Below are 20344 nucleotides of genomic sequence, written 5' to 3'. Positions count from 1 at the left end.
TATTAACTCCGGCCGTAATGTTAGTTATTGCTAACGCTATCCATAAATATGTTCCCCAACAGGATGTATTGGAAGCATTGGAACAGTTTGCCAAGGACGCCGTAGTGCTGGCAGAAAAGGCTGGCGCGCCGGATAAAATGCAGTATGCCGAGGTTATGCTGCAAGATATGTTGGTACGGGCGGGGTTCGATAAACAGGACACCGACTTATTGCGGGGGTGTCTGGAACACGCCTACTGTGAGCTGAAAGATGACATTGAACGGGTTTACAGCACGCCCAAGATTAAACCAGCCGAGCCGTCCGGAGGTGAGGATTAATGAAACATAAACGCCTATTAGCGTCCGTCCTGGTGGCCGGCGCTTTTTTGTTAGCACCAAGCGTTGCAAGTGCGAACCGTCCGCAAGGGGTTGATTTATCCCGGTATAATAGTTATACAGCACAATTTGGCCGGGCTGATGATGAGTTCGCTATCTGCCAGATTGGTGGTTATCAGGGTGGACTGTACTTGCAGAACACCTATAATTCGCAAGTTGCCACCACGATTGCGCAGGGTAAACGGGCGCATACGTATATCTGGTACCAAGTTGGCGGTAATGCGGGCTTGGGACGGCAGGTGGTTGATTACTTCCTGCCCCGGACACAAACACCGAAAGGGTCAATCATTGCGTTGGACTACGAAGCCGGAGCCAGTTGGAATGTAGAAGCAAATACGGACGCTATCATTGCCGGTATGAATGAGATTAAGCAGGCGGGCTACACGCCAGTCTACTATTCATATAAACCATACACGGTGGCACACGTGGACGTGAACCGCATTGTGCAAGCGTTCGGTAACCAGTCTGTCTGGATAGCAGCGTACCCGTGTCCGGGTAGCACTTATCCGAACTACAATTACTTTCCGTCGATGAACGGGGTTAGCATTTGGCAGTTCGACGATAACTACAACCGCCGGGGTATTGACGGCGACGTGGACTTAACTGGAATTACGTATAACGGTTATCACGGCAATAACCAGCCGAAGCACGAAACCCCAGTAATTAAGCAGGGACAACAGGCTGACAAGACCCCGAAACGGGAAATTAAACCGGGTTACACGGTTAAGGTCAACTTCTCCGCGAACTACTGGGCCACCGGGCAACGCATTCCGAGTTGGGTGAAGGGCAAGGCCTACACCGTACAGGAAGTTCGAGGTAACCGGGTCTTATTGTCTGGCATTATGAGTTGGATCAGTAGGCATGACGTGGAGATATTACAGACTGCCCACCAAGCACGGACGGAAAACGCCACTCCAGTTAGCGGGACGTATGTAGTGCAAGCTGGCGATACGTTGAGCGGAATTGCCAGCCGGTATGGCACAACGTGGCAGGCGTTAGCTAGTCTGAACCGCCTGTCGAACCCGAACTACATTTACGTAGGGCAACGGTTGACGGTACGTGGTGGTACAGCCAACGCACGTAGTTACGTAGTGCGTCCAGGCGACAATCTCTCCGTGATTGCTAGCCGGTTAGGCACTTCGGTTTCTCGGTTAGCTTCACTGAACCGCATTCGGAACGTGAACCTGATTTACCCGGGTGAAAAATTGAATTATTAATAACTAGCTCTCCGTATTCAAGCGGAGAGCTTTTTTGTGTATAGCATAAACATATGTAATAATGTAGTTACTGGGAGTTAAGCTCCACTTATTAAGACGACCCCAAGCTGTATGGCTGGGGTCGTTTTGTACATATCAGTCAAAAATAGCGTATAATAAAAACACCCCCGCCGGGCTAATAGCCGTTCGAGAACGGAGTTACCCAACGGGGAGCGACCAAAAGGTCTTTCAATAGACTTATACCGACCTTTCTTGGGTCTGCAAGCTGATTACTTGCGAAATGTGAGGGTGGTATCTCACACGGACGGAGCTGTCGTGAACACAACGCCCAAACATAAAACGACTTCCTGCTGTGGTGGCAAGAGGTCGTTTTTATTGTATAATGCGGGCAGGCAATTAAAGCTGTAAAAAGCAGTAAAAAAGACCGTTTTTAACACATTGACGGTCAAAAAACGGTCAGACAAGCCAGAAACACCTTTGTACCAACGGTGTTTGGTTTCAACAAAAAAAACATAAACGGGGTTAGGGATTAAGGATGAAACAGTATCGCGGTTTTTTAATTGATTTAGATGGAACTATTTATCGTGGGGCGGAACCAATTCCTGCTGGGAAACGATTTATTGAACGTCTTCAAGATAATCATATTCCGTTTTTACTCTTAACTAATAATAGTACGCGAACCCCGCAGATGGTGGTTGACCACTTAGAGCATAATTTTGGAATCCACGTTACCACAGATAATGTGTATACATCCGCAATGGCAACGGCTGATTATTTGGCGAACCAACAAGCTAGCGAACCGCCAACGGTTTACCCAATTGGTGAACGGGGGTTAAAAGAGGCACTTTTTCAGCAAGGGTTTAAGTACGATGAAATTCACCCGGATTACGTTGTTGTTGGATTAGACCGGGATGTCACTTACCATAAGTTTACGGTTGCGACGCTTGCTGTTCGGCGGGGAGCACGGTTAATTGGGACGAATGCTGATAGTAATTTGCCGAGTGAATGGGGAATGATTCCAAGTGCTGGTCCCCTGGTAACTTTCATGGAGTACGCAACGCAAACAAAGGCGCAGTATATTGGAAAACCAGAACCACAAATTATGGACGTAGCGGTAAAACGACTTGGATGTCCGCGTGAAGCGTTGGCTATTGTTGGTGATAACTACATGACTGATATTAAAGCAGGAATTAACGCTCAGGTTGACCAAATTCTTGTTTACACTGGTCTCTCTACCCCAGAATTAGTTGCAGCCCAACCCGTTGCTCCAACGTGGGAAGTTCAGTCGTTGGATGAGGTTCCCGTTAACTCCCATGCTTAAGGTGCGGTTAACAAGTTGGGGCTGGTGGACCGTTATCTTTGCCACGCTGGTTTGTGGAACAGTAACCATAACGATTAACTGCTTTCCGCTGTACGAATGGTTTGTCTATAATCATCACCTAGGAGCGCAGGTTGGGTGGCCTGCTAGGCGGGTAATGATATATTACCTGCAGTTATTGGAGTTTCTTCAGATTCCAGGAGTTCATTTAGGACGCAGCCTCCCCATTACGGCTAAAGCAATGTTTCATCTTCATCAGGTGAAGGTCTTTATGATGATTAATAACTGTTTTACCTGTGGTTTAATTCCCGTAGCTTGGATTGGCTGGCGTCATCTTAGGGCTCGTCGGGAGCGGTGGTTATTACTACGCCCATTGGCATGGACTGCTTTAGGATTAATTATGGTGATGGGTTGGATGTGCCTTGATTTTAATTCCTTTTTTATTACCTTTCACCAGATCCTTTTCCAAAACAATGATTGGCTATTTAATCCAAAAACGGATCCCGTCATTAAACTTCTTCCAGAATCGTTCTTTGCTGCAAGTTTTGGGGTGGTGGTTGGATTAATTGGAGTTGAGATGGCCATGATATGGTGGATCTGCTGGAAAGAATTATGGAATGATGAGGCGAGTGGTTTAGGATAATAACCGGAAAAATGCAGGCAACTAACTGGCAATATGGTATGATATTGAAGGAAAATGGTTCGGTCTTGTAACCAGCTATTAATCTGCGCCGGAAGAAAATTCACGGCAAAGAGGAATGACGATATGCCAAGGATTATTGTGACACTTTTGATAACAGCGTTAATTGCAACGCTTTTAACACCGTTAGTTCGGAAAATCGCGCAGCGGATTGGTGCGTTGGACCGCCCGAATGCTCGGCGGGTTAACCAGGTTCCCATGCCGACAATGGGTGGATTAGCAATTTTTATTGCGTTTGCTGTTGCTAATTTTTGTTTGTTGCGGGATCAATATCCCGGGCGCCAGCTAACCTGGTTGTTTGTTGCAGAGTGCGTAATTATTATTACGGGAATGCTCGATGATCTTTTTGAGCTCCGTCCGTTTCAAAAATTAATTGGAATAACGATTGCGGCTGTAATAACGTATTGTGCAGGAATTCGGATGGCAATGGTTACCTTACCGTTTACCGGAGAAGTGCATCTGCACTGGTTGAGTTTGCCAGCAACATTAGTTTGGATTATTGCAATCACTAATGCCCTTAATCTAATTGACGGGCTAGACGGCTTGGCTACCGGGGTGGCATGCATTGCATTGACGACAAGTGCGCTGATTGGTTACTTTTTTCTGGGGACGGCTAATATCTTTGTTTCGATTATGATGTTGGTGTTAGTTGCGGCAATGCTGGGCTTCTTGCCGTACAATTTTTATCCAGCTAAGATTTACTTGGGTGATACCGGATCGCTGTTTATCGGGTTTATGATTGCTGTTTTCTCACTTTATGGGTTGAAGAACGCCACAATCATTTCAGTGATTATTCCCGTGATTATTTTGGGGGTGCCTATCACTGATACGGTGTCGGCGATTCTCCGTCGGGCGCTCAACAAAAAGCCCATTATGCAGGCGGATAAACATCATCTTCATCACCGTTTAATGGCCATGGGTTTATCCCACCGGCAAACAGTGCTGGTAATTTACGGGATTGCTTTAATCTTTTCGTTGATTTCGTTGCTATACGCACTGTCTAGTTTTTGGGGAGCGCTAATTTTAACGGTAGCCGTTTTACTAGGGGTGGAATTGTTCGTCGAAGCAATCGGACTTGTTGGTAGTCACCGGCAACCATTGTTAGACTTGATTCGGATTATTGTCTTGCGGGAAGAGCCGCAGGATGGTCGGCGCCATTAATGATAGGGACAATAAAAAAGCTGGGACATGGTGATATGTCTCAGCTTTTTACGATGTCTTGTTTTACATAGCACTAAACAATTGTCGTTCCGTGAACCTGGCTTATTTTAAGGGCGGTAACTAGTTTTTCGTAGTTATCACGGGTAACACCACCGCCTGGCATAATTACAATTCGTTCGGCGGCATAGTCGATTAGCTGGCGGAGGTGGTCAAGATTGGCTGTAATTGGATTTGATGCAGCTCCCCCGTGAGTTAAAATTCGGTCGAATCCCCGGTTAACCAGGTAATCGATTGTTTGTTTTTGTTGCGGCCATGCTAGTTCATCGAAAGCCATGTGCATGACTAGTTGCATTCCTCCAGCAGCTGCACTTAATTGGTCCATTACCTCAACGTCAAGTGTTTTTTGGGGGGTGAGAGCGCCAAAAGCAACGGCATCAATTCCAAGGGCTTGAGCCTCAAAAATATCTGCCTCCATTATTTTGACTTCAGTGTCAGTATAAATAAAATTTCCTCCGCGTGGCCGAATCATTGCAGTTACTGGGATATGAAACTCAGCAGCATATTTATGGGTTTCTGCCATTACCCCCTTACTTGGAGTAGTTCCACCAACGGCGAGGTTGTCACAGAGTTCAATTCGCCGGGCGCCGTTTTGAATGACGGTCGGAACGGCCGTAAAGTTTTCAACGCATGCTTCCTTAATAATCATAATTGTCTCTCCATTTCTAGTTGATTAATGGTTAACGGGATGCGCAAATGAGACACAGATGGCCTCTGGAGTAGCAATTCCTTGTTGGATAATGGTTAATTTTCCGGTTTGCTGATCCCGGGCATAAAGGGTGCCGCTATCGCTTTTTTGGTTAACCGCAAGAACAAAATGCTCTGTAGGGTCAAGCGCAAAGTCTCGTGGAAAGTCGCCTGCCGTACTTATTTGTTGGATAAGGTTTAGGGTTTTATTTTGGGTAGCGAAGACGGCAATCGTGTTATAACCCCGGTTTGAAACGTATACAAACCGACCGTCTGTGCTTACCCGAACGGCTGCACAACCGTTATATTTTGTCCAGTCGGTCGGGATTGTGGGAACAGTTTGTTCAATCCGGAAAAGACCGGTGAGGGGCTCGTATTGTAGGCGAGAAATCTGACTACTTAGTTCGCCAACAACGTAGGCCGTGTTTGAATGGGGGACGAATGTAAGGTGCCGCGGGCCGTAACCGGCCGGGAAATGAACAACTGCTTGAACACTAAGCTCTCCGTGGCTGGTGATGTTATACGTTGTTAACGTATCGCTTCCGAGGTCAATCGCAAAAAGGCGTTTGTCTGGGGTAAGCCCACACATGTGAACGTGAGCGCTCTTCTGTTCTGGCCGGGGACCACTTCCTGTGTGCTGGATGGTAACGCCCCGACTTAACGTATGATCAGGATTTAGCCGGTAGCTCGTGATTGTTCCTTTATGATAATTGGCGGCAAAGACCAGTTGTCGGTCATTATCAATGCACACGTGGCACGGGTTAGGACCGTCGTCTAGCACCCGATTGTTTAACCGGTGGCGGTTCATCGCGTAACTTAATACGCCGCCTTGGCCCCACTGGGAAGCAATGCTAATTAACTGGCCATCAGGCGTTTGTTGTAAATAGGTAGGGTTTTCGACCTCGAGGTATAGTTGCGGTTCATCCACTTGCCCCGTGATGGTGTCAAGGGTTCCGGCGTAAATTCCTTGGCTGGTTTTTTTGGTATACGTTCCAAGTAAAAAGTGCTCTTTCATTCCATTACCCTCCGTATAATTACTCTGTTTTAGTATATCATTTCACCCACAGAAGCGAAGGTGCAGTGTGGTAAAATGAGAGCTGAATTGATAGGAGTGACGGATGATGAAAGCTGTAGTTAAAGAAATTGGATCCGATGCGCTTCAACAGGGTGATCCATTTTTGGTCTTATTCGAAGAAGACGCGGCGCCCATGCTCCGGCAGGTAGCGGTTCTTCAGCAATTTATTGACCGAACACCGGTAACCTTACAGGCAGGAAAGCAGATTATGATTGGCGATCAGGAGTACACGATAACTTTTATTGGTCCGGTTGCAAATGAGAACTTAATAACGATCGGGCACACTGTTTTGGTTTTTGATGACGTACCAGCAGAGCCGCGGCATAACGGAATTTACCTTACACCTAAGCGGATACCCCGAATTGAACCGGGAATGACCATCACTTACGGGGAGGAATAGTAGTGGCTAAGCAAAAAAAACTTAAAAAAACAAACGAGGAACGGTATTTAGACCAACATGGGATTGTGTATACCGAGAAGAACTTTGACTGGGTTGGTCGGGGGCAGGCGGCCCTGGATGATGCAGCTGCTGTGGGAGTGGCTGCTAAGAGTATTCTAAAAACGATTGTGTTGCAAGCTAACAATGATCCGCACGACTACCTGGTTGTTTGTTTACCGGTTGAAGATGAAATTGATTTGAAGACCGTTGCCCGGGAACTAGGGAAAAAACAGCTTCATTTAGCTGATGCGAAGCGGCTAGTTAACATTACGGGATACGTTCATGGAGCCAATACACCGATCGGAATTCATGCGAATAAGGGATTTCCAATTTACTTCGACGAACGAATTCGGGAGTTTTCAGAAATTTCTGTATCGGCTGGAAAGCTTGGCCGGTCTGTTCGGGTGAACAGGGCGGCATTGGTTAATTTGGTGGAAGGCCAGTATATCCATGTTATTCACGGATAAGGGTTGTGTTCTAGAAGTTAACGTGTTAGATTAAGAATGCATTTAGCAATTATTTAATTGGGTTGTTGCTAATCATTAACGTAGCCGTTCGCCGTGCCCACACCGAATGGTTACGCTTTTTTTATGGATGAAAGAGGAATGGATTATGACTAACCATATTGTGTTATTTGAACCGCTGATGCCTGCTAATACCGGAAACATTGCCCGAACCTGCGCGGGAACTAATACGGTCTTGCACCTCATTAAACCGTTAGGGTTTTCGACAGATGATAAGTACCTTAAGCGGGCAGGGTTAGACTATTGGGATAAGGTTAGGATTGTGTACCACGATAACTTACCCGCATTTATGGGAACGTTAACGGGGGCCGAAGACCTTCATATTGTTTCTAAGTTTGCGCTGCATGATTATGCTAGCGTTAATTATAACCGCCCAGAACGTGATCAGTATTTCCTGTTTGGAAAGGAAACAACGGGATTGCCTGAGCCGTTTATGCGTCAACATCCTGCCGAATGTATTCGGATTCCTCAAAATGATGAACATATTCGGGCGTTGAACTTATCCAATACCGCGGCAATTATTATCTATGAGGCGCTCCGGCAGCAGGCTTTTCCGCATCTTGAGCGGGTTCACCGGTACGAAAACGATAAATTAAAGTAGGGAGGGACACCATGGCACGGAAGCAAACAACTCCCCAGAAGAAATCAGCTTCCCGGAAAAAGAGGGCTAAAAAGGCTTCTCAACAAGTAAGCGCCCGTTCTTTGCGGGTTAGCGGGGTAGTGGTGACATTAGTGGCCGCTCTTGGCCTTTTTAAGCTTGGCTTTATTGGAACATTAATTGATAACGTTGTTCGGCTTGTTTGGGGTGATGCCTACCAACTGGGAAATATCTTGGGGCTTATTTTGGGGGCCTTTTTATTAGTTACTGCTAAGTGGCCTAAGATAACAGCGCGGTATGGAGGCGGTGGAGCTCTCGTTTACTTCGGGGTAATGCTCTTTTTAACCATTCATACCACTACGGCCCTGGGAGCGCATAGCCACTTTATTCGGATTACGTGGAACACAATTGTCAACGATCTGCTCGGAGGAAGTGTTGCCAGTTCGGTTGGGGGCGGACTAATCGGAGCAGTGGCATATACCGGGACGTTTTTCCTAGTTGCCCAACCAGGGAGTTATTTGGTGGCTGGGTTGGCAGTAATTATTGGTTTGTGCGTTCTTAGCGGGGTAACCGTTCAGGAAATGATTGATGGAATGGGACGAATTATGCAAGCCGGGTTACAGCATTGCGGTATGTGGGGCCACCAGTTAATGGCAACGTTGCGGGAACGTCGGGCAAGCCAGCAGACCGCTAAGGAGCAAAAGCCCGCTTGTGTGACCCCAACGGCTTCTCCGAAGCAAGATGATGTCGAACAGTTCCCGCAGTCGGTGGCTGACCGTACGGGGAACAGCGTTAAGGAAAGTACACTTAATACGCAGGTGGCAAACTGGAGTGACCAATCCCCCGCACCCCAAAAGTCTGCTGCTCAATCAGTTGAGATTTCAGCAACCAAGGCAAATCCTAACTACCAGTTACCGCCAATCAGCCTGTTGCAAGATGTCGCCCCAACCGATCAGAGCAAGGACAGGAAAATTATTGCTAAGAATCAACAGGTTTTGCAGCAGACCCTGACAAGCTTTGGGGTGGATGCGGAGATTAAGAATACCATTCTTGGCCCGGCGGTAACGAAGTACGAACTGCACCCCGCGATTGGGGTAAAGGTCAGTAAGATTGTGAACTTAGCGGACGATCTCGCATTAGCGCTGGCAGCCAAGGATATTCGAATTGAGGCCCCCATCCCTGGAAAAGCTTTAATTGGAATTGAAGTGCCTAACCAACAGGTAGCGACGGTTGCGTTTAAGGATATTATTTCTGCCCAGCGAAAGGATCCAAAGAAACCCCTGGAAGTTCCGTTAGGACGGGATGTATCGGGGAACCTAGTGACAGCTGATTTAGCGAAGATGCCCCACCTCTTGATTTCTGGTTCAACTGGAAGCGGAAAATCGGTCGCAATTAACGGCATAATTACGAGTCTCCTAATGAAGTGCCTTCCGGATCAAGTTAAGTTAATGCTGGTGGACCCCAAAAAAGTTGAACTAGCGGTGTATAACGGGATTCCTCACCTGTTGACGCCCGTGGTGACTAACCCGAAAAAGGCGGCAATGGCCCTTAATAAAATGGTTAAGGAAATGGAGCGGCGGTACGATCTATTCGAAGATACTGGTCAACGAAATATCGCTGACTATAACGCGATGGTTGCGCGTCAGAACGCAGATCAAGGGACCGAAGAGCCGACCTTGCCGTACGTTGTTGTAATCGTTGATGAGTTATCTGACTTAATGATGGTTGCTTCGGATGCGGTTGAAGGCGCGATTATTCGACTTGCACAAAAAGCGCGAGCTGCCGGGATCCACATGATTTTAGCGACGCAGCGGCCGTCTGTCGATGTTATTACTGGGTTAATCAAGGCCAATGTTCCGTCCCGAATGGCCTTTGCGGTGGCGTCAGGAACGGACTCACGGACAATTCTGGATGTGACGGGTGCAGAAAAGCTATTGGGCCGTGGTGATATGTTGTTCAAGCCAATTGATGCGAATAAACCTGTTCGGGTTCAAGGAGCATTTATTTCGAGGCAGGACGTTGAAAATGTGGTTAACTTTGTCAAGCAGCAACAGGAAGCAGAGTACGATGAAGCGTTAAATATTTCAGATGAGGATATCGCGGATTCTCAGCCGACTGAATCAGGGGAGGACGCTTTGTTTGATCAGGTAGTTGATCTTCTTCGCCACGAACAGCGGTGCAGCGTATCGATGTTACAGCGGCGGTTTAAGATTGGGTACAATCGGGCGGCCCGAATTGTTGATGAGTTAGAAAAGAAGGGAATTGTTGGTCCCCAGGATGGGAGCAAACCCCGACAGGTTTTTTTGCCAAAAGATGAATAGCGTTCGTAACATGTAGTGGAGATTAAGTAAATCTCCACTACATGTTGTTTAATAACGGTGGTGTGCATGATAGAAATTATAAATAAGGATTAAATGAAGGGTGAATTAAATATTTGATGCATTCGTTATGATGATTTTTACATCAGCCCAGCGGATGGTCCTCAGGTAAATTACTATTTGTGGTGAAGTGCTTTAGGGGGCTAGTTGATACCCTTAGCGGAGGAATTGGACCGGTTTAAAAAGTCAGGTAGGAAATTAACGGGGATGAGACGATTGGGGGAATAATGATTATTCACGAATGGTTGGTTGGGAGGCTGGTACCCTGAAGTTAACCAGTGAGAAATAGGGGAGCGGCCGTTTTAGTTCTAGAGTGTTCGGTGTATAATTATCCCGCGAATTAATACGGAAGGAGGCGCAGGTATGCGCCGAAGGTTAACAACGGGGGTTCACCTGATGGTTCTCCCTACCAGTCAGTTTAAAACTATCCGGGTGATGGTTTCATTTGCAACGAAGATTATCAGTCCGGAACAGCTTGCTCAGCGGGCCCTCCTAGCAAACATTTTGGAGGTTAGCAGCATGCGGTATCCAACTCAACGGGCGGTTGCGCGGGCGCTGGCGGAGTTGTATGGGGCAAATTTTGGCACGACCGTGGTGCGGAAGGGGACCCGGCATGTGATTAACTTTATTTTAACCATTCCGGCTCCTCAATTTATTCCGGAGCATCCGGCTCTTCTGACTGCTGGCCTTGATTTTTTGCGGGAAATGATTTTTCATCCGTTATTACAACAGGGTCATTTTGAGGATGGCATGGTTGAACAGCAGCGACAGATATTGGACGACTACTTAACAGGAATGGTAGACGATAAGCAGACGCTTGCGGCCCAGCGATTGGCTGAAGAGTACTTTAATGACCCGGCGCAGCAGGTGGACCCGCTAGGAGCGGTTACTGATGTGCGTATGCAAAATGCGATGACATTAGCGGTTGCCTACCAGCAAATGTTAACGGCAGATGAGGTCTTTATTGGTGTTACGGGTGCCGTGGATGAAGTGCCGGTAATTAATGCGGTGGCGGAGCGATTACCGTTTGATCCCCGGTGCCCCCTTGAGCGTGAAGTGACATATCATCAACCAGAACGGGCAATCGTTACTGATCGGGTGTTAAAATTACCTGTCAGTCAGGCTAAGTTTGACCTTGCATTCCGGTTACCAATAGCGTACGGGACGCCGGACTATTATGCTGCCGTGGTAATGAACGGCCTCTTTGGTGGAACGGCGTTATCGTATTTGTTTACAACTGTGCGTGAACAGGCCAGTCTAGCGTATTATGCTAACAGCACGTATGATGTGTTCCGCCAAACCGTAATTGTTGAAACGGGAATTGAAGCCAAAAACGTTACGGTGGTCCGGAATAAGGTGCTGACTCAGTTGCACCGGTTGCAAACGGGGGAGATTTCCTCCGCTCGGTTAGACCAAGTTAAGGCAACGTTGATTAACGATTATCGGGCTAACCTTGATTTACAGGGTACTCCGCTTAATAGGGAACTTACGTGTCAGTTGATAGGACAGTCAGTTAGTGTTGCCAAGGTAATACGACGGATAGAAGCTGTCACGAAGCAAGCCGTTATGCAGTCTGCCCGGAAGTGTCAGTTACAAGCGACAATATTATTGAAAGGGGCGACCGGGGATGCGCCAAATTAAGTACGATCAATTACATGAGACCCGGTATCAGTTAACGTTAGCCAATGGATTACGGGTTAACCTAATGTCGCGTGCTGGGTACCAAAGGAGTTATGCGTTACTAACGGTTAATTACGGTGGAATTGACACGGTCGTAACGTACCGGTCGGGAAAGCGGGTAACGTATCCGGTGGGGACTGCTCATTTTTTGGAACACAAAATGTTTGAAAAACGGGATCACGATGCGCTTGACCTCTTTGGAAAATACGGGGCGGATGCAAACGCCTTTACGAGTTACACCCAAACAAGTTATCTGTTTAGTACAACTACTCACTTAACGGAGTGCTTGCAAATTTTAATTGATTTTGTAACCGATCCGTACTTTTCAGCAAAAGGGGTGGCAAAGGAGCAGGGAATCATTGGGCAGGAGATTCAGATGTACCAGGATGATCCTGAATGGCGACTTCTGGCACAACTGGGACAAAATATGTATCCGCAAACAGCGTTAACTGCTGACGTAGCGGGGACTCAAGAATCGATTGCAGCAATAACGCCAGCAATGTTGTATGCATGTTGGGCAACGTTTTACCAGCCGGCGAACATGACGCTGTTTGTTACGGGCGGGTTTGACGTTCAACGAATTGCCACGTTTCTTCAGCAACTTCCGTTACCTGTCCGGCCGGCGCCGGCGTTTGTCCGGCAGCCTGTTTTATTGGCTTCTCCGGTGCGGTCAACAACGTTGCGGTTGGCGGTCACCCGGCCACGAATTGCGGTAGGATTACGGGGGACAACAGCATCTATTTCAGGAATTCCAGGATTACGGGCCCGCCTTGCCGGGCAAATTGGGCTGTACATGCTCTTTGGTGAAGAGACGACGTTTTATCAGCGACATTATGAAGCTGGCTTGCTGGATGATAGCTTTAGTGCCACCTATGAGTATGAACGGGGCTATCATTTCATGACAATTACGGGGGAAACACCCCGGCCACAGGAATTACGGCGGGTTATTTGCCACCAGCTTACTCAGGCATCGTCGTTATTGTTGAATGCAAACGGCGCATTTGCGCGGGCAAAGCGGGAGTATACGGGACGGTATCTTCAAGCAATTAATTCGCTTGAGGCGGTGGCTGATTCTGCGGCAGCGTTTCCGGGTGATGTGACGTTATTTGAAGCGTTTGGTGAATTGCAGCGGTTAACGCTAGCGGAAGTACGGGCGCAAATGAAAAACATGGTAAGCCAAAAACCGTGCGTAGTAATACTTTTACCGGGAGATGATTAATAATGAAGTGGGCGTTAGTTTGTGGGGCATCCGGTGATATTGGAACGGCCGTTGCGCGGCGGTTAGCGGCGCAGGGTTGGTCGTTGTATCTACATTATCATACGGGAAAAGAGCGAATAGCTTCCTTGATAACTGAGTTACAGACGCAATATTCACGTCAGGATTTTCTCCCCATTGGGGCTGATCTGAGCGCGTTAACCGCTGCGCCGACAATTGCCGAACAGTTATTTAGCTTAGATGCTGTTATTTTTTCTCAGGGAACCACCGAATACGGATTATTTCATGACAGTGATCCGCAACGGTTTGCTTCCATGTTAAAGGTTCAGCTGCAAACACCACTACGGCTGGTGCAGTTGGTTGAAGATAAATTAGCTCACAGTCAGGCCGGCCGAATTGTGTTTGTGGGTTCAGTCTACGGGGGAAGAGGAAGTGCAATGGAAGTGATGTACAGTACCATTAAGGGGGCGTTGAGTGCATTTGCACAGGCCTACAGTCAAGAGGTGGCAGCAACGGGGATTACCGTTAATGTCGTTGCTCCTGGGGCAGTGGATACGCGGATGAATGCAATGTTTGATGATGAAACGCGCGCGGCAGTAGCTGCCGAGGTGCCCGCTGGTCGGTTTGCAACTCCCCAGGAGATTGCGTACTGGATAACGGGGCTACTTCAGCCGGAAGCACAGTATATGACGGGGCAAACGCTTTATGTCACCGGAGGTTGGCTTAAGTAGAAACTGCGGTTTTAAACGGATGGAATGTGCTATACTGATGAGGAACTTGAAGTGGAAATCATTGCTTATTGGAGAGATTCCTGATGGATAATATTGGACAAACATTGAAAGCTGCGCGGGAGAAGAAGGGGTATACCCTTGATGATTTGCAGCAGATTACTAAGATTCAAAAGCGGTACTTAATCGCAATTGAAGAGAACAATTTTGATGCACTTCCAGGGCAATTTTATGTGCGGGCGTTTGTGCGCCAATACGCTAATACCGTTGGTCTCGATGGAGACGCGGTTGTTGCTCAGTTAGTTAAGGAGGGGGCTTCTAGTAGCGCAGCAGGGACGACCGAGCAGCCTCTTTTGCGGCGTCGGCAAAATGGTTCCGTTCCGGTAGCAAAGGATAATGTGTTGGAGCGGGTAAAGCAGCAATTACCGCTAATTACCATTATTGGGGTTGTTGTTTTGATTATTGGCGGGGTTGTGTATGCATCTGTTCGGAATCAGCGGGCAACGCAGCACCAAATTGCACAAACAAGTCGGAAAGTGGCGATCAATAACAACGTTCGCCATCACCATTCAGCGGTGCCGCAAAGTTCCACTAACAGTAATCAGGTAGCCGAAAACGTTCATTCGGCTGCTGTAAGTAGTTCGGTGACATCAATGACGAGTCGTTTGGCTTCTTCGCAGTCTTCAATGACCGCGCATCACAAGAAACAATCGTTTAAGTTAACTAGGAAGAGCGGGAAGACCTTTGTTTACAAAATGAAGAACAACGATGGAAATAACGTGATCCAGTTAACGGGGAAGGCCGCTGAATCGTGGTGTTCCGTTGCCGTTAACGGGGAAACCCTTTGGCAGGGAACGTTAACGGACGGGGTTAGCCGGCAAATTCGAATTCCGGCAGCGGCAACTAACGTTCAGATTAGTCTGGGAAATTCCAAGGGAACGCTAATTAAGTTCAACGGACGAAAATTTAATTTTTTGAAGGCGAACCATAAACTAACCGTGCGAAGTATCGTTATTAACATGGGGACGGTTTCCTCACAAGCAATCAGAACCAAAACAGACGGGACGTTGCAAGCAGCGAACCGGAACTATTAACATCTAGGAAGGAATTAATAGAAAATGAACTTACCAAATAAGTTAACGGTTGGCCGCATCGTGCTGATTCCTATTTTTATGATTTTATTGGCGGTTCCGTGGCAGTGGGGAACTATAACTGTTGCTGGGACGGTGATTACTTGGTCTCACTTAATTGCGGCGCTTGTATTCGCAGGGGCATGTGTGACTGATTTTATTGATGGTCAGATTGCCCGGCGGCAGCACCTTGTCACTAATTTTGGCAAATTTGCTGATCCTTTAGCGGATAAGATGTTAGTGATGACGGCTTTTATCTTTCTTGTTCAGTTGGGAAAGGCTCCGGCTTGGGTGGCAGCAATTATCGTTTGCCGGGAGTTAGCGGTAACGGGGCTGCGCTTAATCGTTATCGAAAACAACGGACAAGTAATGGCAGCAGCGATGCCAGGAAAGATTAAGACGTTTACGCAGATGTTTGCAATTATTTTTCTCCTGTTGAATAATGTCTTTTTTGCTGCCCTTAACTTTCCGATTGGGTTAGTGTTGCTTTATATTTGTTTGTTCTTTACGGTTTACTCGGGGTGTGATTACTTTTACCACAGCCGGGCAGTGTTTGCAGATTCATTCGGGAAAAAATAAGGATGTGATTAAAATTGCGGGCTTGGTAAGCACCATAGCGGTGATTGCTCGGGCCTGTAATTTTTAAATTAATAGAAAACAGGATGATTAGTGCAAGATTAACACGTTAAGGGCGTAATTAATAAATGAAAGGGTTCATGTAATGGAAGAATTGCAACAAGTTGCCCGTCAGGTGGGGGCTAGCTTAATTGAACGTGGAAAGACAATTACTGCGGCTGAGAGTTTAACCGGCGGCCTTTTTCAGGCCACGCTAACGGCGGTTCCTGGAATTTCTGATGTTTTTCCGGGCGGGTTTGTAACTTATTCCAACGAAGCAAAGAGTGCATTGTTGGGGATTCCAGCGCCGGTAATTAACCAGTTTGGGGTTGTTAGTGAAGAAGTTGCAGTGTGGATGGCACGCCAAGCCCGTAAGATTATGCGGACAGACATTGCAGTTTCATTTACTGGTGTGGCTGGCCCCGCTGAGTTGGAAGGAAATCCCGCTGGAACGGCGTGGATTGGGATAGTAAGTGAACAAGGAAAGGTTACACAGAAATACCGGTTTGATGGTGATCGGGATAGTGTTCGGCAGCAATGCGTGTTAACGGCGTTACAGCAGGTTTTTACGGAGCTGGGCAAACATTAGTTCGCGTTTTTCTTGATTTTTAAGGATAAGTCCGGTATTCTAAGGAAGGTAAGCCGGAGTTCGGCAGAAAAACTTGGACGGAAAGTAGGAATGATTTTTGGCAGATGAACGACAAACAGCGCTTGATAACGCATTAAAGAAAATTGAAAAAAGTTTTGGAAAGGGCTCCATCATGAAGATGGATGAGCAGGTTAATACGGAAATCGAAACCGTTTCAAGTGGATCGATTGCCCTTGACGAGGCGCTTGGTGTTGGCGGATATCCGCGGGGACGGATTATTGAAATTTACGGTCCTGAAAGTTCGGGAAAGACAACGGTTGCCCTCCATGCTGTGGCTGAGGTGCAGAAAATGGGTGGCAAGGCTGTCTATATTGACGCTGAGAACGCGATGGATCTTTCGTACGCCAAAGCACTCGGCGTTAACACAGGTGATTTGATTCTTTCTCAGCCTGATACTGGAGAAGAAGGTCTTCAGATTGCGGATATGTTGGTTACTTCGGGAGCAATTGATATTATCGTTGTTGATTCAGTTGCTGCGTTAGTTCCACGAGCTGAAATTGAAGGCGAAATGGGTGACGCCCACGTTGGATTGCAAGCCCGGTTAATGTCCCAGGCACTGCGGAAGCTTTCTGGTTCAATTAATAAGACCCGGACGATTGCAATCTTTATCAATCAAATCCGGGAAAAAGTGGGGGTTATGTTTGGAAACCCCGAAACGACTCCTGGTGGTCGGGCGCTTAAGTTCTATTCAACGATTCGGTTGGAAGTTCGGCGGGCCGAGCAAATTAAGCGTGGGAGCGATATTATTGGTAACCGGGTTAAGATTAAGGTCGTAAAGAATAAGGTTGCGCCGCCGTTTAAAGTTGCTGAAGTTGATATTATGTACGGCGAAGGAGTTTCTAAGACCGGCGAGTTGCTTGATATGGCCGTTGAAAAAGATATCATTAAGAAGAGTGGCTCATGGTTCGCGTATGGTGATGAGCGTATTGGACAGGGACGGGAGAATGCGAAAACTTACTTGAAAGAACATCCTGAGGTGATGAAGGAGGTCACCGCAAAAGTACGGACCGCTTATGGAATTGCATCGCCGGAAGAGGAACAAGAAACACACCCGGATGAGCTTCCGTTGGATGATCAAAAGTAAAGGGAATTAATCGTTGATCGGGCGTGAAATCGCTGGATTGACGATTTTATTCTTTAATTCGGCAATTTGATTGATTGGTTATCTGAGTATTGACACTGCTCGCACCGGACGCTTAAAATAGTGCTGTGTGCAATTAATCAAATAACATCTAAAACTCGATTTGCTAATTAGACGATGTGGAGGTGTAGCATAATGATGATTTTTGCTATCCTCGCCGTCGCCGTTATAACGTTAGTGGTTGGTTTTGTTTCAGGAACGGTTTTTCGGAAGCGGACTTACGAAGCGCACCTTGATCAGGCTACGCAGACTGCCGATGGAATTATTCAACAGGCAAATAAGGATGCTCAGGCTGCTAAGAAGGAAGCACTTTTAGAAGCCAAGGACGAAAATCACCGTTACCGGAAAGAGGTTGAACGCGAATTAAAAGATCGACGGGCTGAGGTTCAGCGGCAGGAAGACCGATTAATTCAACGGGAGGCCACCCTTGATCACAAGGATGAATCCCTTGAAAAGCGGGAACAAACGCTTGAGCATAAGGAGAATCGGTTGGCCAACGATCGTAAAGCGCTCGAAAACAAAAACAAGAAGGTTGACTCACTCGTTGCGCAACAGCAGGAACGACTTGAGGAAATCGCTTCGCTAACTGAGGACCAGGCAAGGGGTCAGATTCTTGCTAAAATGAAGGATAAGTTGAGCCGGGAACGGGCAATTATGATTAAGGATTCCGAGGCGGAAGCGAAAGCTGAAGCCGATCGCCGCGCCAAAAATCTAATTACCCAGGCAATTCAGCGGTCTGCTGCGGACACCGTATCTGAATCAACGGTGTCGGTAGTCAACCTTCCAAACGATGATATGAAGGGACGGATTATCGGTCGTGAAGGACGGAATATCCGTACCTTAGAAACATTAACGGGAATTGACTTAATCATTGATGATACTCCCGAAGCAGTGGTGCTGAGCGGGTTTGATCCCGTGCGGCGTGAAATTGCGAAAATTGCCCTTGAAAAGTTAATTCAGGATGGGCGGATTCATCCGGCCCGGATTGAGGAAATGGTCGAAAAGGCTACCAAAGAAATGAATAGCAAGATTCGGGAAACCGGGGAGCAGGCTATTTTTGATCTCGGTTTACATTCGATGCACCCTGACTTAATTAAGACGGTTGGCCGGATGAATTACCGGACTAGTTATGGGCAAAATGTTCTCAATCATTCGATTGAGGTTGCAAAGCTAGCAGGAGTGCTGGCAGCTGAGTTAGGCGAAGATGTTACAATGGCGAAGCGCGCAGGATTGTTACATGATATTGGTAAGGCCATTGATTATGAAGTTGATGGCTCACACGTTGAAATTGGGGTTGAATTGGCGAAGAAATACCACGAAAGTAAGGTTGTGGTTAACACCATTGCCTCCCACCACGGTGATGTGGAACCCCAATCAGTGATTGCGGTTCTGGTTGCCGCAGCGGACGCGATGTCTGCTGCACGGCCAGGCGCTCGGAGTGAATCACTTGAAAGTTATCTTCATCGGTTGAAGAAGTTGGAGGAGATTGCGAAGAGCTTCAAGGGTGTTCATAAGAGTTACGCAATTCAAGCCGGCCGTGAAGTGCGGGTGATTGTTGAACCAAGGAGGGTTAATGATCTGCAAGCGACAACACTTGCTCACGACATTAAGGCAAAAATTGAAGATGAGCTCGAATATCCGGGCCAGATTAAGGTGACGGTAATTCGGGAAACCCGGGCAATTGACTACGCTAAGTAGGACTCCGGAAAACGTGACGGTCATGACACTGATTATGACCGTCACGTTTGTTTTACAACTCCTTAGCGATATAATTCCCGCAGGATGATTATGATAGAATAATAACGAAATTAATAAGAAGGGCGTCTAAACCATGCAGTTTTTATTTATCGGTGACGTGATGGGTACGGCGGGCCAACAAATGGTTACGGAATATCTGCCTGGATTAAAGAAAAAATATCACCCCCAGTTAACCATCATTAACGGGGAAAACGCTACTCGGGGTCGGGGAATCAACGAAAAGGTTTATAAAAAGCTTTTGGCGGCCGGAGCAGACGTAATTACGATGGGAAACCATACGTGGGATAATTCGCAAATTCAGGATTTTATTGACCATGCTGATAAACTGATTCGGCCGGCTAATTTTGCGGCAACGGTTCCGGGAAAGGGGTACTGTACCGTGAAGGTTAACCAACATAGGGTTGGTATAATCAACTTGCAGGGGCGAATTTTCATGAATCCGTGTGATGATCCGTTTGCAGCAGCGCACCGGATTATTAAGCAGCTTAGGGAACATGACCACGTTGATGCAATTTTTGTTGATTTTCATGCGGAAACAACGAGTGAAAAGGAGGCGTTTGCCTGGCACTTTGACGGGCAGGTGACCGCGGTTGTTGGGACGCATACACACGTTCAAACAAACGATGCCCGCGTATTGCCAAAGGGCACCGCGTTTATGAGCGATGCGGGGATGACCGGACCGTACGATGGCATTTTAGGAATGGAACGGACCGCAGTAATTGATCGGTTTTTAACCCAAATGCCCGTTCGGTTTACCGTTGATGAAGACGATCGGGCAACGTTGTGCGGTTGTGTGGTGGAAACGAAGGATACTAATCCGTTCGTTGCCCGGCGCATTTTTCCGGTTCAAATTAGCCCGGATCAACCCTTCTTTGAATAGGCGAGTTTGGTGTGGAGGT

The 20344-nt window shown here is 47.3% G+C and carries 20 protein-coding genes; 18 read left to right on the top strand and 2 right to left on the bottom strand.

All coding sequences use genetic code 11. The features are described 5' to 3' along the window. The 5 genes from ACI3E1_RS02185 to ACI3E1_RS02165 all read left to right on the top strand — a co-directional run. Positions 1–317 (top strand): hypothetical protein (locus ACI3E1_RS02185; RefSeq protein WP_405024039.1); only part of this gene is annotated, 317 nt, incomplete at its 5' end. Beyond that, positions 317–1591 (top strand): LysM peptidoglycan-binding domain-containing protein, encoded by a 1275-nt coding sequence (locus ACI3E1_RS02180; protein WP_405024038.1) that lies wholly within the window; start codon positions 317–319, stop codon positions 1589–1591. The genes ACI3E1_RS02185 and ACI3E1_RS02180, both read left to right, overlap by 1 nt. A gap of 535 nt (positions 1592–2126) precedes the next feature. Beyond that, entirely contained in the window at positions 2127–2912 is a 786-nt protein-coding gene (locus ACI3E1_RS02175; RefSeq protein ID WP_405024037.1) for a TIGR01457 family HAD-type hydrolase, read from the top strand. Continuing rightward, positions 2884–3552: a TIGR01906 family membrane protein gene (locus ACI3E1_RS02170; RefSeq protein WP_405024036.1), complete on the top strand. Its 669-nt coding sequence runs from the start codon at positions 2884–2886 to the stop codon at positions 3550–3552. The genes ACI3E1_RS02175 and ACI3E1_RS02170 overlap by 29 nt, the downstream gene beginning before the upstream one ends. 123 nt (positions 3553–3675) lie before the next feature. Then, positions 3676–4770: a glycosyltransferase family 4 protein gene (locus ACI3E1_RS02165; RefSeq protein WP_405024035.1), complete on the top strand. Its 1095-nt coding sequence runs from the start codon at positions 3676–3678 to the stop codon at positions 4768–4770. A gap of 73 nt (positions 4771–4843) precedes the next feature. On the opposite strand, the gene ACI3E1_RS02160 is transcribed toward ACI3E1_RS02165, so the two are convergent. Next, complete coding sequence (locus tag ACI3E1_RS02160) at positions 4844–5476, bottom strand: copper homeostasis protein CutC (RefSeq protein ID WP_405024034.1); 633 nt, start codon at positions 5474–5476, stop codon at positions 4844–4846. A gap of 24 nt (positions 5477–5500) precedes the next feature. Beyond that, positions 5501–6529 carry a lactonase family protein gene (locus ACI3E1_RS02155; RefSeq protein WP_405024033.1) on the bottom strand — a complete coding sequence of 343 codons (1029 nt, stop codon included), beginning with the start codon at positions 6527–6529 and terminating at the stop codon, positions 5501–5503. A gap of 106 nt (positions 6530–6635) precedes the next feature. Here ACI3E1_RS02155 and ACI3E1_RS02150 point away from each other — a divergent pair, with 106 nt between their 5' ends. The 13 genes from ACI3E1_RS02150 (at position 6636) to ACI3E1_RS02090 (ending at position 20325) form a co-directional block, all read left to right on the top strand. Next, positions 6636–6989, top strand: coding sequence for a PTS glucitol/sorbitol transporter subunit IIA (locus tag ACI3E1_RS02150; RefSeq protein WP_405024032.1), 354 nt, complete (start codon positions 6636–6638; stop codon positions 6987–6989). Between the two features lie 2 nt (positions 6990–6991). Further along, a complete protein-coding gene (locus ACI3E1_RS02145) occupies positions 6992–7495 on the top strand; it encodes a YbaK/EbsC family protein (protein WP_405024031.1) in 504 nt (167 codons plus the stop codon). Positions 7496–7640: 145 nt separating this feature from the next. Further along, positions 7641–8153, top strand: a complete 513-nt coding sequence (locus ACI3E1_RS02140) for a tRNA (cytidine(34)-2'-O)-methyltransferase (protein ID WP_405024030.1) — start codon at positions 7641–7643, stop codon at positions 8151–8153. Positions 8154–8164: 11 nt separating this feature from the next. Beyond that, on the top strand, positions 8165–10471 hold the full coding sequence (locus ACI3E1_RS02135) for a DNA translocase FtsK (RefSeq protein ID WP_405024029.1): 2307 nt from the start codon (positions 8165–8167) through the stop codon (positions 10469–10471). A gap of 420 nt (positions 10472–10891) precedes the next feature. Then, complete coding sequence (gene yfmF, locus ACI3E1_RS02130; protein ID WP_405024028.1) at positions 10892–12169, top strand: EF-P 5-aminopentanol modification-associated protein YfmF; 1278 nt, start codon at positions 10892–10894, stop codon at positions 12167–12169. Continuing rightward, on the top strand, positions 12156–13427 hold the full coding sequence (yfmH, locus tag ACI3E1_RS02125) for an EF-P 5-aminopentanol modification-associated protein YfmH (protein ID WP_405024027.1): 1272 nt from the start codon (positions 12156–12158) through the stop codon (positions 13425–13427). The genes yfmF and yfmH overlap by 14 nt, the downstream gene beginning before the upstream one ends. A 2-nt stretch (positions 13428–13429) precedes the next feature. Further along, positions 13430–14155, top strand: a complete 726-nt coding sequence (gene ymfI, locus ACI3E1_RS02120) for an elongation factor P 5-aminopentanone reductase (RefSeq protein ID WP_405024026.1) — start codon at positions 13430–13432, stop codon at positions 14153–14155. 83 nt (positions 14156–14238) lie between these two features. Then, positions 14239–15246 carry a RodZ domain-containing protein gene (locus ACI3E1_RS02115; protein WP_405024025.1) on the top strand — a complete coding sequence of 336 codons (1008 nt, stop codon included), beginning with the start codon at positions 14239–14241 and terminating at the stop codon, positions 15244–15246. A 24-nt stretch (positions 15247–15270) separates the two neighbouring features. Then, positions 15271–15861 (top strand): CDP-diacylglycerol--glycerol-3-phosphate 3-phosphatidyltransferase, encoded by a 591-nt coding sequence (gene pgsA / locus ACI3E1_RS02110; protein ID WP_405024024.1) that lies wholly within the window; start codon positions 15271–15273, stop codon positions 15859–15861. A gap of 142 nt (positions 15862–16003) precedes the next feature. After that, positions 16004–16486, top strand: coding sequence for a CinA family protein (locus ACI3E1_RS02105; RefSeq protein ID WP_405024023.1), 483 nt, complete (start codon positions 16004–16006; stop codon positions 16484–16486). Positions 16487–16583: 97 nt separating this feature from the next. After that, positions 16584–17630: a recombinase RecA gene (recA, locus tag ACI3E1_RS02100; protein ID WP_405024022.1), complete on the top strand. Its 1047-nt coding sequence runs from the start codon at positions 16584–16586 to the stop codon at positions 17628–17630. 189 nt (positions 17631–17819) lie between these two features. Next, complete coding sequence (gene rny, locus ACI3E1_RS02095; RefSeq protein WP_405024050.1) at positions 17820–19385, top strand: ribonuclease Y; 1566 nt, start codon at positions 17820–17822, stop codon at positions 19383–19385. Positions 19386–19518: 133 nt separating this feature from the next. After that, complete coding sequence (locus ACI3E1_RS02090) at positions 19519–20325, top strand: TIGR00282 family metallophosphoesterase (protein ID WP_405024021.1); 807 nt, start codon at positions 19519–19521, stop codon at positions 20323–20325. The last annotated feature ends 19 nt before the right edge of the window (positions 20326–20344 follow it).

It is taken from the genome of Ligilactobacillus sp. LYQ139 (assembly GCF_045033025.1).
Classification (GTDB): domain Bacteria; phylum Bacillota; class Bacilli; order Lactobacillales; family Lactobacillaceae; genus Ligilactobacillus.
The sequence above is the reverse complement of the archived record's forward strand: the minus strand, read 5'-3'. Positions and strand labels throughout refer to the sequence as shown.

Coding starts and splice junctions, on each gene's coding strand:
- ACI3E1_RS02180 (WP_405024038.1), top strand. CDS start 317: ATGAAACATAAACGCCTATTAGCGTCCGTCCTGGTGGCCGGCGCTTTT.
- ACI3E1_RS02175 (WP_405024037.1), top strand. CDS start 2,127: ATGAAACAGTATCGCGGTTTTTTAATTGATTTAGATGGAACTATTTAT.
- ACI3E1_RS02170 (WP_405024036.1), top strand. CDS start 2,884: ATGAGGTTCCCGTTAACTCCCATGCTTAAGGTGCGGTTAACAAGTTGG.
- ACI3E1_RS02165 (WP_405024035.1), top strand. CDS start 3,676: ATGCCAAGGATTATTGTGACACTTTTGATAACAGCGTTAATTGCAACG.
- ACI3E1_RS02160 (WP_405024034.1), bottom strand. CDS start 5,476: ATGATTATTAAGGAAGCATGCGTTGAAAACTTTACGGCCGTTCCGACC.
- ACI3E1_RS02155 (WP_405024033.1), bottom strand. CDS start 6,529: ATGAAAGAGCACTTTTTACTTGGAACGTATACCAAAAAAACCAGCCAA.
- ACI3E1_RS02150 (WP_405024032.1), top strand. CDS start 6,636: ATGAAAGCTGTAGTTAAAGAAATTGGATCCGATGCGCTTCAACAGGGT.
- ACI3E1_RS02140 (WP_405024030.1), top strand. CDS start 7,641: ATGACTAACCATATTGTGTTATTTGAACCGCTGATGCCTGCTAATACC.
- ACI3E1_RS02135 (WP_405024029.1), top strand. CDS start 8,165: ATGGCACGGAAGCAAACAACTCCCCAGAAGAAATCAGCTTCCCGGAAA.
- yfmF (WP_405024028.1), top strand. CDS start 10,892: ATGCGCCGAAGGTTAACAACGGGGGTTCACCTGATGGTTCTCCCTACC.
- yfmH (WP_405024027.1), top strand. CDS start 12,156: ATGCGCCAAATTAAGTACGATCAATTACATGAGACCCGGTATCAGTTA.
- ymfI (WP_405024026.1), top strand. CDS start 13,430: ATGAAGTGGGCGTTAGTTTGTGGGGCATCCGGTGATATTGGAACGGCC.
- ACI3E1_RS02115 (WP_405024025.1), top strand. CDS start 14,239: ATGGATAATATTGGACAAACATTGAAAGCTGCGCGGGAGAAGAAGGGG.
- pgsA (WP_405024024.1), top strand. CDS start 15,271: ATGAACTTACCAAATAAGTTAACGGTTGGCCGCATCGTGCTGATTCCT.
- ACI3E1_RS02105 (WP_405024023.1), top strand. CDS start 16,004: ATGGAAGAATTGCAACAAGTTGCCCGTCAGGTGGGGGCTAGCTTAATT.
- ACI3E1_RS02090 (WP_405024021.1), top strand. CDS start 19,519: ATGCAGTTTTTATTTATCGGTGACGTGATGGGTACGGCGGGCCAACAA.